Origin of the sequence: Streptacidiphilus melanogenes (assembly GCF_000787835.1) — a bacterium.
GTDB classification, from domain to species: Bacteria; Actinomycetota; Actinomycetes; order Streptomycetales; family Streptomycetaceae; genus Streptacidiphilus; species Streptacidiphilus melanogenes.
Map to the genome: position 1 here is coordinate 3,114 of NZ_BBPP01000026.1, position 13,858 is coordinate 16,971.

General features: G+C 73.0%; 15 protein-coding genes. 3 read left to right on the top strand and 12 right to left on the bottom strand.

Features of this window, described 5'->3' with window-relative positions:
• The 7 genes from TR49_RS44000 to TR49_RS24720 form a co-directional block, all read right to left on the bottom strand.
• A partial coding sequence (locus TR49_RS44000; protein ID WP_042385399.1) for a hypothetical protein occupies nucleotides 1-256 on the bottom strand: 256 nt, incomplete at its 3' end.
• 5 nt (nucleotides 257-261) lie between these two features.
• Nucleotides 262-1,314, bottom strand: a complete 1,053-nt coding sequence (locus TR49_RS24700; protein ID WP_042385401.1) for an NAD-dependent epimerase/dehydratase family protein — start codon at nucleotides 1,312-1,314, stop codon at nucleotides 262-264.
• A gap of 131 nt (nucleotides 1,315-1,445) precedes the next feature.
• Nucleotides 1,446-1,535 carry a 30S ribosomal protein bS22 gene (locus TR49_RS41740; RefSeq protein ID WP_438363660.1) on the bottom strand — a complete coding sequence of 30 codons (90 nt, stop codon included), beginning with the start codon at nucleotides 1,533-1,535 and terminating at the stop codon, nucleotides 1,446-1,448.
• Between the two features lie 176 nt (nucleotides 1,536-1,711).
• The gene (locus TR49_RS24705; protein ID WP_037602249.1) at nucleotides 1,712-1,921 is read right to left on the bottom strand and encodes a helix-turn-helix domain-containing protein; all 210 of its coding nucleotides are present in this window, start codon (nucleotides 1,919-1,921) and stop codon (nucleotides 1,712-1,714) included.
• 125 nt (nucleotides 1,922-2,046) lie between these two features.
• Nucleotides 2,047-2,892, bottom strand: a complete 846-nt coding sequence (locus TR49_RS24710; RefSeq protein WP_042385402.1) for a phosphatase — start codon at nucleotides 2,890-2,892, stop codon at nucleotides 2,047-2,049.
• A 49-nt stretch (nucleotides 2,893-2,941) separates the two neighbouring features.
• Nucleotides 2,942-4,102 carry an acetoin utilization protein AcuC gene (locus TR49_RS24715; protein ID WP_042385404.1) on the bottom strand — a complete coding sequence of 387 codons (1,161 nt, stop codon included), beginning with the start codon at nucleotides 4,100-4,102 and terminating at the stop codon, nucleotides 2,942-2,944.
• Nucleotides 4,099-5,307, bottom strand: a complete 1,209-nt coding sequence (locus tag TR49_RS24720; RefSeq protein ID WP_042385406.1) for an MFS transporter — start codon at nucleotides 5,305-5,307, stop codon at nucleotides 4,099-4,101. Before TR49_RS24720 ends, TR49_RS24715 begins: the two co-directional genes overlap by 4 nt.
• Nucleotides 5,308-5,471: 164 nt before the next feature.
• Between TR49_RS24720 and TR49_RS40325 the strand changes: the two genes are divergently transcribed.
• Nucleotides 5,472-7,019 (top strand): peptidoglycan DD-metalloendopeptidase family protein, encoded by a 1,548-nt coding sequence (locus TR49_RS40325; RefSeq protein ID WP_152627443.1) that lies wholly within the window; start codon nucleotides 5,472-5,474, stop codon nucleotides 7,017-7,019.
• Between the two features lie 17 nt (nucleotides 7,020-7,036).
• Here TR49_RS40325 and TR49_RS24730 read toward each other — a convergent pair whose 3' ends face one another.
• The 3 genes from TR49_RS24730 to TR49_RS24740 form a co-directional block, all read right to left on the bottom strand.
• Nucleotides 7,037-7,678 (bottom strand): HAD family hydrolase, encoded by a 642-nt coding sequence (locus tag TR49_RS24730; protein ID WP_042385632.1) that lies wholly within the window; start codon nucleotides 7,676-7,678, stop codon nucleotides 7,037-7,039.
• 57 nt (nucleotides 7,679-7,735) lie between these two features.
• Nucleotides 7,736-8,545: a pyrroline-5-carboxylate reductase gene (proC, locus tag TR49_RS24735; RefSeq protein ID WP_042385409.1), complete on the bottom strand. Its 810-nt coding sequence runs from the start codon at nucleotides 8,543-8,545 to the stop codon at nucleotides 7,736-7,738.
• 91 nt (nucleotides 8,546-8,636) lie between these two features.
• Entirely contained in the window at nucleotides 8,637-9,566 is a 930-nt protein-coding gene (locus tag TR49_RS24740; RefSeq protein ID WP_439654126.1) for a proline dehydrogenase family protein, read from the bottom strand.
• A gap of 149 nt (nucleotides 9,567-9,715) precedes the next feature.
• Between TR49_RS24740 and TR49_RS24745 the strand changes: the two genes are divergently transcribed.
• Both TR49_RS24745 and TR49_RS24750 read left to right on the top strand, forming a co-directional pair.
• Entirely contained in the window at nucleotides 9,716-10,171 is a 456-nt protein-coding gene (locus tag TR49_RS24745; protein WP_042385413.1) for a hypothetical protein, read from the top strand.
• Nucleotides 10,172-10,301: 130 nt separating this feature from the next.
• Nucleotides 10,302-11,438, top strand: coding sequence for an SCO2583/SCO2584 N-terminal domain-containing protein (locus TR49_RS24750; protein WP_042385415.1), 1,137 nt, complete (start codon nucleotides 10,302-10,304; stop codon nucleotides 11,436-11,438).
• Nucleotides 11,439-11,441: 3 nt separating this feature from the next.
• Here the strand turns inward: TR49_RS24750 and TR49_RS24755 are convergent, their stop codons facing one another.
• Nucleotides 11,442-11,951, bottom strand: a complete 510-nt coding sequence (locus tag TR49_RS24755; protein ID WP_042385418.1) for a hypothetical protein — start codon at nucleotides 11,949-11,951, stop codon at nucleotides 11,442-11,444.
• A 35-nt stretch (nucleotides 11,952-11,986) separates the two neighbouring features.
• Complete coding sequence (ilvD, locus tag TR49_RS24760) at nucleotides 11,987-13,837, bottom strand: dihydroxy-acid dehydratase (RefSeq protein WP_042385420.1); 1,851 nt, start codon at nucleotides 13,835-13,837, stop codon at nucleotides 11,987-11,989.
• Nucleotides 13,838-13,858 lie beyond the last annotated feature (21 nt).

Consider the following 13,858-nt stretch of genomic DNA (forward strand, 5'->3'; position numbering starts at 1 on the left):
CCCGCCGCTCCCAGCCGTCGCCGAGGACCCTGCCGGCGACGCCGCCCAGCGGGCCCGCCAGGGCGTTGCCGACCGCCTGCGCCACGGCCTCGGCGACGCCGCCGCCGGGGCCCTGCGGCGCGGCCTGCCGCGCCTGGTCCTGCTCCTGGTCGTCCGCCTGCGGCGGGCGCGCCGCGGGCACCCCGCGGCGCTTGGTGATGGGGATGACCTTGGCGTCGCGCTCCTCGCGCCACGTCTGCTCCCGCGCCGAGCTCATCTCCCTCAAGTCCTCTCGTTCGTCACTGGCAGCGTGCTCGCGACCCGGTCGGTCCAGGCGGCGACGCGTGCGGGCGGCAGCAGGCCGGGGCCCTGCACCGCGCCGAGGCAGGCCAGGGCCTCCTCGGTGCTGTAGGCGGGGGTGTAGCCGAAGGTCTCCCGCAGCAGCGTGGTGTCCACGACCCGACCGTGCGTCAGCAGCCGCAGCTGCTCGGGGGAGAAGTCCAGCATCCGCGTCTGACGGGCCAGGCCCGCCATGAAGCTGACCGCCTGCAGCAGCATCGGCACGGTCGGCTTGCCGAGGCGCCGTGCGGCCTGAGAGAGCAGCATGACGCCGTCGCCCGCCACGTTGAACGTACCGCTGTTGGTGGTGCCGCGTCGCGGCTCCAACGCGGCCAGGCGCAGCACCTCGACGGCGTCGTCCTCGTGGACGAACTGCAGCCGCGGGTCGAACCCGAGGACGGTCGGCAGGACCGGCAGCGCGAAGTACTCGTTCAGCGGGGTGTCCGCGTCGGGTCCGAGGATGTTGGCGAAGCGCAGCACGCCGACGGCGACGTCGGGACGTCGCCGGGAGAAGCCGCGGACGTAGCCCTCGACCTCCACCGCGTCCTTGGCGAAGCCGCCGGTCGGCAGCATCTTGGGCTGCATGCGCTCCTGGAAGACGGCCGGGTCGCGCGGGGCGGAGCCGTAGACGCTGGTGGTGGACTTCACCACCAGCCGGGAGACGCTGGGGGCCTTCTGCACCGCGGCGAGCAGCTGCATGGTGCCGATGACGTTGGTCTCCTTGACCGCGCCGCGGCTGGTCGAGCCGAGCGTGGTGGTGCTGACGTTGAGGTGCACCACGGTGGTGACGCCGTGCTCGGCTATCACCCGCGCCACGACGGGCCTGCGGATGTCGGCGCTGACGAAGCTGTACGGCGCCGCCCCCTCGATCGGCCGCGAGGGGGGTTGCACGTCGACCCCGACGACGTGGTCGACGCCGGGCTGGTCTCTGATCACCCGCGCGAAGCGACTGCCCAGATGCCGGCCCACCCCGGTGACGAGAACGACGTTGCCCACGACGCGCCTCAGCCCCTCTCCGCTGCACACATACAGCCGCACGACGGCTTCGCCAGACAAACAGAAGCCGCCCGCACCAGACAGTAACGTCGGTGCGGGCGGCTGGACACCTTCGGCGTGGCCGAGCGGTGTTACTTCTTGTTACGACGCTGGACGCGCGTGCGCTTGAGAAGCTTGCGGTGCTTCTTCTTGGCCATACGCTTGCGGCGCTTCTTGATCACGGAACCCATGGGAACCTCACTCACTGGACTAACCCGCGAGTGCGGGCAACCGGGTCCAAACGTTGATGGAGGCCAACAGACTACCGAAGTCTGCCCGCGAAACGTAATTCGGCCCGGCGCCCGCGACGTGCGCGGGATGCCGGGCCGGATTCTCACAGGATCGTGCTGTCGGTTTCCTACGCGGTCTCCCGTCCCACGTAGGAGTCGCGGAGGTAGTCGTGCACCGCTTGCTCGGGTACCCGGAACGACCGCCCGACCCGGATGGCCGGCAGTTCGCTGCTGTGCACCAGGCGGTACACGGTCATCTTCGACACTCGCATCACCGAGGCGACTTCCGCCACGGTGAGGAAGTTGACCTCGTTCAGAGGCCGCTCTCCAGACGCCATGACAACACCGCACCTTCTCCGTGTGACGGGCACCGGCTTCCCCTCCGGTGACTTAAGCCAGCACACGCGTATCCCCAGAGTAGTTGCGGGTGGTACGGGTGGGAAGGGGGAGAAGGGCCCCGGGATTACCGAGACAGATCGGCCAGTTGCAGTACGTAGGCGGTCGGCAGTCTGTAGCAGTCCGGACACAGTCCGTCGTCGATCGGGACGGCCACCTCGACCTCCCCCTCCTCCTCCGCGATGAAGACCGCGGGGTCGTTGCTGTCCGCGAAGCCGACGGCGCGCAGGCCGAGCCGGCCGGCCGCACAGACCCACCCGTGGTCGCCCAGGACCAGGTCAGGGGCGGGTTCGCCACGTTCGGCGAGGGCGGCGAGGGCGATCCGGACCGGCTGCGGCGAGTGCGTGTGCGTGGGCTCGCCCGGCGAGCGGGGGTCCTCGCCTCCGCTGCTTGACGCGCCCCCTTCATACACCACCAGCACGCCCACCCGCTCGCGGTAGTCAAGGCCGCAGGGGCGCGGACCTTCACCCGTGTGCATCGAGAAGTGCCGTGCACGTGCGGGCGTACGCGTCGCGCATCCGGCGGCGCGCAGGGCCTGGCCGAACGCGGCGTACATGGGCTGGAGCCGGGTCGGGTGCCCGGTGCCGAGCAGCACCCCGCCGCGCGCGGCGGCGGTCTCGCCGAGGACGGCGGCGAGTCGCTCCAGGGCGTCGGCGGTGCGCTCGGGATCGATGGTGTCCTGGCCGTGCCGGTGGAACGGGTCCGGGTTCACCCCGCAACGGCGGGCCATGAGGGCGAGGACCTCCGCCTCGGTCCAGACGCCGAACGGGTCGAGGCCGAGCAGCGCGTCCGGGTCACGGCGGGCGAACCGGGCGTAGTTCCGCAGGTTCCCCTCCCGGGGCGTGGCCACCTCGCCCGCGAGACGGGTCGCGAGCAGGTGCGAGACGAGTTCGTCGCGGGTCAGCAGAGCCATGCGTCCGCCCGGGGTCGGCGCAGCAGCGGTCACAGCGGAGCGGCGGCGGTCAGAGCAGCAGCCCGTGGTGCGGGAAGACGGCCTTGCGGGTGGCGATGATCGCCTGGTCGACCCGGTCGGCGGGGTCGTAGCCGTCTCCGAAGTCCTTCCACGTCGCCGCGAAGCCGTCCGTCATGCGCTGCGGGGCCGTGGCGCGGGTGAGGGCGCGGACCTCGGCCCGCCACTGCTCGGGGGTCTCCGTGTCCGGTGCGATCGGGTGCCCGGCGGAGAGTGCGACCAGATGGGACCAGGAGCGCGGGACCACGTCGACGACGGCGTAGCCGCCTCCCCCGAGGGCCAGCCAGCGGTCCCCGGTGTGGGCCGCGGCGAGGTCGCGGACGGACGACATGACGGCGCGCTGGGCGTCCAGGCTGATGGCGAGGTGGGCCAGCGGGTCCTCGATGTGGGTGTCGGCGCCGTGCTGGGAGACGATCACCTGCGGGTCGAACGCCTCCACCAGCGGCGGGACGATCGCGTGGAAGGCCCGCAGCCAGCCGGCGTCGCCGGTGCCCGCCGGGAGCGCCACGTTGACCGCGTAGCCCGCCGCGCCGCCCGTCTCCTCGGGCCAGCCGGTCTGCGGGAAGAGGGTGCGCGGGTGCTCGTGCAGCGAGATCGTGAGCACTCGCGGGTCGTCCCAGAAGACTCTCTCCACCCCGTCTCCGTGGTGGACGTCGACGTCGACGTAGACGACCCGCTCCGCGCCCAGCTCCAGCAGTCGGGCGATCGCCAGCGCGGCGTCGTTGTAGATGCAGAAGCCGGAGGCCTGACCGGGCATCGCGTGGTGCAGGCCGCCGGCGAAGTTGACGGCGTGGCCGCCCTCGGCCCAGACCGCCTCGGCGCCGGCCACGGACTGGCCCGCGATCAGCGCGGAGGCGGCGTGGATGGTCGCGAACGCGGGGTTGTCCTCGGTGCCGAGGCCGCGGGCCGGGTTGGGGACGCCCGTGGCGGCGACCGCCTCGACCGCGGTGATGTAGCCGGGGTCGTGCACCAGCCGCAGGGTCGACTCCCCCGCGGCCGGCGCCGCGAGCACGCGGACCTCGGGCAGCGCGTCCAGCCCGAAGGCCCGCACCAGGTCCATCGTCAGCCGGAGTCGGACCGGGTCCATCGGATGGCCCGGCCCGAAGTCGTACGTCGTGAGGGCGTCGTCCCAGTACAGCCGCGTGACGGTCATACCGCCACGGTATCGGCCTCCGGCTCCCTGACGGCGCTCGGCCCGAACGCCTTGCTGACGGCGAAGACCGCCAGGATCAGCACCATCGGCACCAGCATCGCGACGCGGTAGCCCATGGCCCCCGCGAGACCGCCGACCAGCGGGGCGCCGACCAGGAAGCCGACGTAGTTGAAGATGTTGAGCCGGGCCACGGCCGCGTCCGAGTCCTTCGGGAAGAGCCGGCCGCCCGCTGCGAAGACCTGCGGGACGATCACGGAGATGCCGAGGCCGACGACGGCGAAGGCGGCCACCGCGATCCAGGAGCTCGGCGAGACCGCCACCAGCAGGAAGCCGGCGGCGCAGACCGCCGCGCCCAGCCGGACGGTGCGGACGCTGCCCCAGCTCTGCACGCGGGCGTCGCCCAGCAGACGGCCGATCAGCATGACGACCATGTACGCGTTGTAGGGGACGGTGGTCATCTGGTCGGAGCTGTGCAGGCCCTCCTGGAGGTACTTGGCAGCCCAGTTCGAGACGGTGGCGTCGCCGATGTAGGCGACGCACATGGCGAGGCAGAGCGGCAGCAGCGGCTTCCACGGGATGGAGCGGTTCGCGGCCTCCGTGGCCTCCTCTACGGCCCGCCCGAGCTCCGCCGGGCCCGCGTACCAGCGTCCGGCCACCAGCACGGAGGCCGCCACGAGGACGCCGACGGTGCCGAACATCGACAGCAGGCTCAGTTTGAAGTGCACCTGGGTCCAGGCCAGCGAGGCGCCGACGATGCCGCCGAGACTGAACGCGGCGTAGAAGGTCTGCATGATGCTGCGCCCGTAGCGGTGCTGCAGGGCGACGGCGGACATGGCCTGGCTGGCGTCCAGTCCGCCGACGGTGAGACCGAAGGCGGCCAGCGCGATCGCGGCCTCCCACATCCGGTCGCCGAGACCGACGCCCAGCAGGGTGAGGCAGACCAGCGGCTGCACCACGCGCAGCACGGCACGCGGCGAGGTCCGCTTGACCAGGTACTCCATGGAGATGGAACCGACACCGGCCAGGATCGGCACGGCGGCGAGGAAGACCGGCAGCAGCCCGTCGCTGATCCCGTACTGGGTCTGGATGCCCGGGATGCGGGTCACGAGCAGCGCGAAGACGGCGCCCTGGGCCACGTAGCTGAACAGCAGGGAACGGCGCGCCTGCCGAAGTCTCGGCGTCACTTCGAGGGCTGCTGTGGTCATGCGGGAGTCCCTACCCTACCGGCCGGTATCCGAACAGGTTGGCGTGAGCGTACGGACTCGCGGGCGGCAGCGGAACCCCCGTCCGAGGATTGATCCGCAAAGGCAACCCGTGCCGAACCACGTCGTTCCGGGGCAGAACGCCCCGCGTTGCCTACGGTTGGCGCATGGGTATGGCAACGCTTCTTCGTCTCCGCTCGGCCGGCCGCGCCCCGGGGACGACGGACCCGGTCGCGCAGACGCTCCTCGCGCTGTTCGGCGCGCCGGAGGTGGCGCCGACGCTGATCGGCGAGCGGCTGCTGGAGCGGGTGCCGGTGCACCGCTTGCAGGAGGCGGTCGACGCCCTGCGCGAGCGCCACGGCGAGCTGCGGAGCGTGCGCCGGCAGAAGGACCTGCACCTGCTGGTCTTCGCCACCGGCGCGGAGCTGGTCTGGGCCCGCCTGGACGAGGACGGCCGGCTCGCCTCCTTCGTCACCGGCCCCGGCGCCCTCACCGCGCGCCTCGCGGCCCGGACCGGCACCGTCCCGGTCCCGCGCGTCGCGGCGGAGACCCAGCCGGGCGGCGCTCCGCCGGGCGCGGACCCGGCGGTGTCCGCCGCCCCGCCCGTGACCTCCCCGGAGGCGGCGCCCGTCGCAGCAGCTGAGGTCGCATCGGAGCCCGAGGTGGCGCTCGCGTCGGAAGCCGAGGTGGCGTTCGCGGAGCCGCCCGTGCCCACGCCCGCGCCCATGCCCCGACCCGTGCGCACGGCCGGACCCAGCGCCGGGCCCGCCGGGCCGAAGCCCGCCGCGGTGGTGCGCCTGCAGCGCACGGTGCTGGCCTACGCGGCGGCGACGGCGGCGGAGCTGACGTTCCCCTGGCTCCCCGGCGGCGCGACGGGCTGGCTGCTGATCCTGGCTCAGACGCCCGCGTTCGCCTGGTACGTGCTGCGGACCGCGCCGACGTGGGCGCTGCCGCCATGGTTCCGCTCGCTGCCGCTCGCCCCGGCGGTGGTCTCGGTGCTGGCCTTCGGCCATGTCCTGGGTGCGGGCCTCGCCTGGGGTCCGCCCGGCCTGCCCGAGATCGGCCTCTTCGTCGGCGTGACCGGCCTCGCGGCGTGGACGTGGCAGCGGTCCCGTCCGGTCTCCGGCGCGCCGACCGCGCACCCGCTGCAGCTGCGTTCGCCGCTGCGCGGCGGCGTCTTCGTCTGCACGGAAGCGGGCGGCCCCGCTGTGAACCGCTACGCCGAGGCCTCGCTCTCCCCCGGCGGGGACCGCTGCGCCCGCTACGCGGTCGACCTGGTCCAGCTCGGCGAGGGCCCCCAGTGGCGGGGCCGCCGCGCGCTCGGGCTGGCGCCCGCGACGAACGAGCGCTACGCCGTGTTCGGCCACCCGGTCCTGAGCCCCGTCGACGGCGTGGTGCTGGCGGCGGTGGACGGTCTGCCCGACCGCCCCCCGCTGGCCTCCGGCACGAGCCACCCGGACGGCAACCACGTCCGCATCGGCACCGACCGCGGCGTCGTCGTCCTGAGCGGCCTGCGCGAGGACTCCGTCCAGGTCCGCCGCGGCCAGCACGTCGTCGCCGGGACCCCGCTCGGCTCGGTCGGCAACAGCGCGGCGGGGCCCGAACCGGCCCTGCGGGTGCGCGCGGAGAGCAGCGTCGGCCTGGGGCTCCCGTTCCGCCTGACGGAAGTTCGCGGGGACCTGCAACGAGGGAAGCGCCTGGCCGTCGGGGAGTAGGTCGACGAGCGACCCGACTACAGCAGGGCGTGCAGCTGGGCCAGGTCGTCGACGATCCCCGTCGCGTCCGCCAGCCGTGCCCGCGGCGTCAGCGCGGCGTAGCCGTAGACGTCCATGCCCGCCGCGCGCGCCGCGGCGACGCCCAGGGGACTGTCCTCGATGACGACGCAGCGCTCGGGGGCCACGCCCATCCGCTCCGCGGCGTGGAGGAAGAGGTCGGGGGCGGGCTTGCCGCGGCCCACGTCCTGTGCGCTGAAGAGCTGGGCGTCGGTGAAGAAGGGGCCGAGCCCGGTGACCTCGTGGGCCGTGCGGATCCACTCGTGGTGCGCGGACGAGGCGACGCAGTAGGGGGCCCGGTCCGCGACGAACTTCAGCAGCTCCGCCGCGCCCGCGACGGCCGACAGCTGCTCGCGGAAGGAGGCGAAGACCCGGCCGTGGAAGTTCACGTCGAAGGTCTCGGGCAGCCGGGCGCCGTCGTAGCGCTCGGCTATGACGTCGTGGACCGTGTGCGCCGCGGCGCCCATGAAGTCGCGGTACGAGTCCTCGACCGTGGTGGGGAAGCCGAGCTCCGTGAGGTAGTCGGCCAGCAGGCGGTTGGAGAGCGGCTCGCTGTCCACCAGCACGCCGTCGTTGTCGAAGATCACCAGGTCGTATCGCAGCACCCGGCCAACCCTACTGCGCCCGCCGGGGCCGCCCGTGGGCCCCGCCCGCGCGGGCTACCTGCCGCCGGAAGCCAGCTCCTGCGAGCGGTCGCGGGCGGCCTCCAGCGCGCCCAGCAGCGCGGCTCGGACGCCGTGGTTCTCCAGCTCGCGGATCGCGGCGATCGTCGTGCCGGCCGGGGACGTGACCGCCTCGCGGAGCTTGACCGGGTGCTCACCGGAGTCCCGCAGCATGACGGACGCGCCGACCGCGGCCTGCACGATCAGCTCGTGGGCGACGGTGCGCGGCAGGCCGAGCAGGATGCCGGCGTCGGTCATCGCCTCGACCAGGTAGAAGAAGTAGGCCGGGCCGGACCCGGAGAGCGCGGTCGCCGCGTCCTGCTGCGACTCGGGGACGCGCAGGGTCTTGCCGACCTGGCGGAAGATCTCCTCGGTGCGGAGCAGGTGCTCCTCCGTGGCATGGGAGCCGGCCGAGATGACGCTCATCGCCTCGTCGACGAGGACGGGGGTGTTGGTCATGACGCGGACCACGGGGGTGCCGGGGGCGAGGCGCTCCTCGAACCAGGCGGTGGGGATGCCGGCGGCGCCGGAGATGACGAGCCGGTCGGCGGGCAGCGCGGGCGCGAGCTCGTCCAGGAGCGTGCCCATGTCCTGCGGCTTCACGGTGAGGATCACCGTGTCCGCGGCCTTGACGGCGTCCTCGTTGCCGACGGCCTCGACGCCGTAGCGGGTGCGCAGCTCCTGCGCACGCTCGGGGCGGCGGGCGGTGACCAGCACGTCGGCGGGGGACTTCCCGGCCCGCAGCAGGCCGGAGACCAGGGCCTCACCGATCTTTCCGGTGCCGAGGACGGCGACTCGTTGCGTCATGGGCCCCAGTGTGGCACCGGGCGCGCGCGGGGCGCGGGAGCGTCCGAAACGCGGGCAGGTCCCGACGTCGGGCGCGCGCTCGCCCGGCCGGTCAGCGGCCGGCCAGGGAGCGGGCGAAGAAGCCGAGGTTGGCTGGGCGTTCGGCGAGGCGGCGCATGAAGTAGGCGTACCAGTCGGTGCCATAGGGGACGTAGACGCGGACCGTCTCGCCCGCCTCGGCGAGGCGCCGCTGCTCGTCGGCGCGGATCCCGTAGAGCATCTGGAACTCGTAGCTGTCCTGCGGCCGTCCGGCGCGGACGGCGAGGGCGCCGGCGATCTCGATCAGGCGCTGGTCGTGGGTGGCGACCATGGGATAGCCCTGACCCTCCATCAGCAGCCGCAGGCAGCGCACGTAGGAGCGGTCCACGTCGGCGCGGTCGCGGTAGGCGACGGAGTCCGGTTCGGCGTACGCGCCCTTGACCAGCCGGATCCGCAAGCCGGCGCCCAGCAGCTCGCGGCAGTCGGACTCGGTGCGGCGCAGGTAGGACTGGAGCACGACGCCGAGGGTGGGGTGCTCGACACGCAGTTCGGCGACGGTGGCCAGGGTGGCCTCGGTCGCGGCATGGTCCTCCATGTCGACGGTGACGGTGGTGGCGGCCGCGTCGGCGGCACGGCAGATCGCGCGCAGGTGCCCGCGGGCGAGCGCGGGGCCGTCGGCGCCGAGGCCGGAGCCGAGGGCGGACAGCTTGACGGACACCTCCGCGCGCCGGGCCAGCCCCGCCCGGTCGAGGGCGCCGAGGACGCCGACGTACTCGTCGGCGACGGCCTCGGCCTGCGCGGCGTCCCGGGTGTCCTCCCCGAGGTGGTCGAGGGTGACGCCGAGCCCGCGCGCCACCAGGCTGTCCGTGGCCACGACGGCGTCGGCCCGGGTCTCCCCGGCCACGAACCTGGCCACCACGGCCCGCCCTCCCGGCGCGGCCAGCACGGCCTGCCGGGCCATCTGGCTGTCTGCGGCGGCGAGGAGGAGGCGTCGGGTCAGCATGGCGTCAGCTTAGGGGCCAGGGCTGTGGGAGGCGGGGCGACGGAAGGCGGCGGCCTCCGGGGTCCTTCGCGGGGATGAGGGTCGGACTAGGGGCAAACTCAGGGACGTCCCCTATGGCTTCTGGGGCGGCGCAGGCGCACCTTGGAAGCATGAGTCGTAGTGAGATCAGCCCGCGCGAATCCGGCACGCTGGCCGTCGCGTCGGCCTCGCGCGGGCCGTGGCGCACGGCGGGTGTCGTCGGTCTGGTGGGTGCCGGGGCGGCCGTCGGCATCGACCTGATCACCCTGCACTGGTCGCTGGGCATCCTTGCGGGCCCCGCCAGCATCGGTCTCTTCCTCTTCTTCCTGGTCGGCGGCGCCGGCGCGGCGCTCCAGAAGAAGGGCGGGGACAACCGCCTGCGTCGTTGGGCGCAGGAGCACCCCTGGCAGGCGGCGGGCGCGCCCGCGGCCGCGCTCGCGGTGACCAACACGATCACGCAGTACTTCCTGAGCTCCAGCGGCCTCTTCGCGAGCATATGGACGGGCCTGTGGCACGCCGCGGTGCTGTACGCGGTCATCGGCGTGGTCAGCAGCGTCGCCGGGGCCCGTAAGCGCTCGGGCGGCTGAGCACCAGGACAGCCGAGCACTGGGACATAGCGGGCGACCTGGGCAGAAGGGCGCGTGACACGCGCCCTCTTGCCCATTTCTTACCCGGCCACTCCTGTGCGCGTGTTTACGCGCTGGTCAGACTGGCGCGGTGCCGAAGATCGACGATCACCAGGATGACCCGTTCGAGAAGCTTGTGCTCGACGAGGACTTCGTCCGCGCCGCCGAGCACAAGGAGAGTTCGGCGCGCGCCCGGATGCTCTCCGCCCGGTGGAAGAAGAACCCTCCGCAGGACACCTCCTGGCGGGCGCCGGTCGTCCCGCTGCAACCGAAGCCGCGCCGCCGACGGCGTTGGCAGCTGCCGCTGTTCGTCCTGCTGGCGGCCGCTCTCGTCCTGGTCAGCCTGAACGCCAAGAAGGTCCACGACTGGGCCTTCGGCAAGACGCCGGGCGCCAAGGCAGCCGCAGCCGCGGCGGAGTCCCCGTCCCCCGACCGGAGCACCGCACCGGCCCTCACCGCCAGCCCCACGGCCGCGCCGCCGACCCCGGTCGCCGAGCAGACGCCGGACATGCAGCACCCGTTCGCCGGCTCCCCCGCGGACAAGTGGCCCTCCGGCGCCTCCGGTATCGCCCTGCCGACGGCAAAGCCTGTCGGCATCTTCTCGGCGAGCACGGTCGCCAGGGACGAGCAGCTGGTCAAGAACTACCTGGTGGCCGCCTATCTGGATCCGGAGACGCTCGCGGGCGGCTACCCGCAGGCCGCCGTCGACCTGATGGACGCGCAGATGCGCCGCCAGGTCAAGCCGCAGCTCGACGACCCCAAGCCCAAGGACGCCTCGGACCTGCTCGCCAGCCGCTTCGACCCGAAGGTCGCGGTGCCGCTCGCGGACGTCCGGGTCCAGGGCGTGGTGAGCCTTGCCGGGGACGGCGCCAACGGCCTGGACGTCCGAGCGGACTTCCTCTTCGTCTACGCCTCCCACCCCGTCGGCTCGACCGACCAGGTCGCGCGGACGATCGCACGGCGCACGCTGACGTTCCGGTTCTTCGACCCCAACCGCTACCAGGCGCTGGCGCCCGGCAAGGTCTTCCTCGCCGAGTGGCAGGGCAGCACCGGCAATTCGTCGTGCGGCTTCACGCACGACCTCATCGTCCCGGCCTTCGAGACCCTGATGCCCACGGACTCGGCGAGTGAGCCGGCTCCGAGCGGTACGCCGATCGACCCGTACGACATGAGCAAGCCTGTCGACGCCCAGGGCTCGACCGACTGCAGCCCGCTCAGCCGGCAGTAGCCGTCACCGCTTGCGCTTCGCCGCCTTGGCCGGCTTCCGGCCGGCCTGGCGGCGGGCCGCAGCGGCGACGGCGAGCTCGTAGCGGGAGCGCTGCACGCTCTCGCCCGGGGCCTCGACGAGGCTGCGCAGGAAGTAGGAGACGAGCGAGCCGACGAAGCCCACGGCCAGCATCACCCCGAGGGACTTGTCGTCGGCCATCCAGCCGGTCAGCGACTCCTTGCCGCGGGTGAGCACGCTCCAGGTGCGCAGCGCGGCCACACAGCTGCACACGGCGATGGCCAGCACGAGCAGGATCTCGACGAACGAGCCCGTGTTGGCGACGACGACGCCCTGCACGGCCAGCTGCATGACGAACGCCCCCGCCGCGGCCGCGACCAGGGCTCCGACGCTGACGCTGACGCGGCGCAGCCAGTAGTCGGGGCCCCGGTCCACCCAGGTGGTTCCGAACCAGCGGACGGGTGCCGCCTCCACGGACGTGGGGGCGGCGGGGGCGAGGGCGTTGCTGTCGGGCATTCTTCGATTATGCGGGGACGGTGGCCCCTGCCGGATCAGCCCAGCCTGGTGACGTCGCGCACGGCGCCCTTGTCCGCGCTGGTGGCCATCGCGGCATAGGCGCGCAGCGCGGCCGAGACCTTGCGCTCGCGGTTCTTCGGCGCGTAGACGCCGCCGTGCTCGGCACGGCGGGCGGCCAGTTCCTGCTCCGGGACCAGCAGCTCGATGCCGCGGTTCGGGATGTCGATACGGATCCGGTCGCCGTCGCGCACCAGCGCGATGAGGCCGCCGGAGGCCGCCTCGGGCGAGACGTGGCCGATGGAGAGCCCGCTGGTGCCGCCGGAGAAGCGTCCGTCGGTGATCAGCGCGCAGGCCTTGCCCAGACCCCGGCCCTTGAGGAACGAGGTCGGGTAGAGCATCTCCTGCATGCCGGGGCCGCCCTTGGGGCCCTCGTAGCGGATGACGACGACGTCGCCCTCCTTGACCTGCTTGGCCAGGATCTTCTCGACGGCCTCGTCCTGCGACTCGCAGACCACGGCCGGGCCCTCGAAGGTCCAGATCGACTCGTCGACGCCGGCGGTCTTCACGACGCAGCCGTCCTCGGCCAGGTTGCCGTGGAGCACCGCCAGGCCGCCGTCCTTGGAGTAGGCGTGCTCGGCGGAGCGGATGCAGCCGCCTGCGGCGTCGGTGTCCAGCGAGTCCCAGCGCTCGGACTGCGAGAACGCCGTGGCGGAGCGGACCCCGCCGGGGGCCGCGTGCCACAGCTCGACGGCCGCGTCGGACGGAGAGCCCCCGCGCACGTCCCAGGTCTTCAGCCACTCCTCCAGCGAGGCGGAGTGGACGGTGTGGACGTCCTCGTTGAGCAGGCCGCCGCGGTGCAGCTCGCCCAGGATGGCCGGGATGCCGCCGGCGCGGTGCACGTCCTCCATGTAGTACGTGCCCTGCGGCGCGACGTTCGGGGCGACCTTGGCCAGACACGGCACGTGGCGGGAGAGCCGGTCGATGTCGTGGACGGTGAAGTCGACCCCGGCCTCCTGCGCGGCGGCCAGCAGGTGCAGGATCGTGTTGGTCGAGCCGCCCATGGCGATGTCCAGGGCCATCGCGTTCTCGAACGCCGCCTTGGTGGCGATCGAGCGCGGCAGCACCGACGCGTCGTCCTGCTCGTAGTGGCGGCGGGCCAGCTCCACGACCGTGCGCCCGGCGTCCTCGTAGAGGCCGCGGCGGGCGGTGTGGGTGGCCAGCACGGAGCCGTTGCCCGGCAGCGAGAGGCCGATGGCCTCGGTCAGGCAGTTCATCGAGTTGGCGGTGAACATGCCCGAGCAGGAGCCGCAGGTCGGGCAGGCGTTCTCCTCGATCCGGCGGATGTCCTCGTCGGAGACGTTCTCGTTGACCGCGTCCGCGATGGCGTTGATCAGGTCGAGCTTGCGGACGGTGCCGTCCACGAGCACGGCCCGGCCGGCCTCCATCGGGCCGCCGGAGACGAAGACGGTGGGGATGTTCAGCCGCAGCGCGGCCATCAACATGCCCGGGGTGATCTTGTCGCAGTTCGAGATGCAGATCAGCGCGTCGGCGCAGTGCGCCTCGACCATGTACTCGACGCTGTCCGCGATCAGGTCGCGCGAGGGCAGCGAGTAGAGCATGCCGCCGTGGCCCATGGCGATGCCGTCGTCGACCGCGATGGTGTTGAACTCGCGGGGCACGGCGCCCGCGGCCTTGATCGCCTCGGAGACGATCCGGCCGACCGGGGCCAGGTGGGTGTGCCCGGGCACGAACTCGGTGAAGGAGTTCGCCACCGCGACGATCGGCTTGCCGATGTCCTCATTGGCTACACCGGACGCGCGCATGAGAGCGCGCGCGCCCGCCATGTTGCGACCGTGTGTGACCGTGCGGGACCTCAGCTGCGGCACGTGAACCAACTCCTTCGCTCG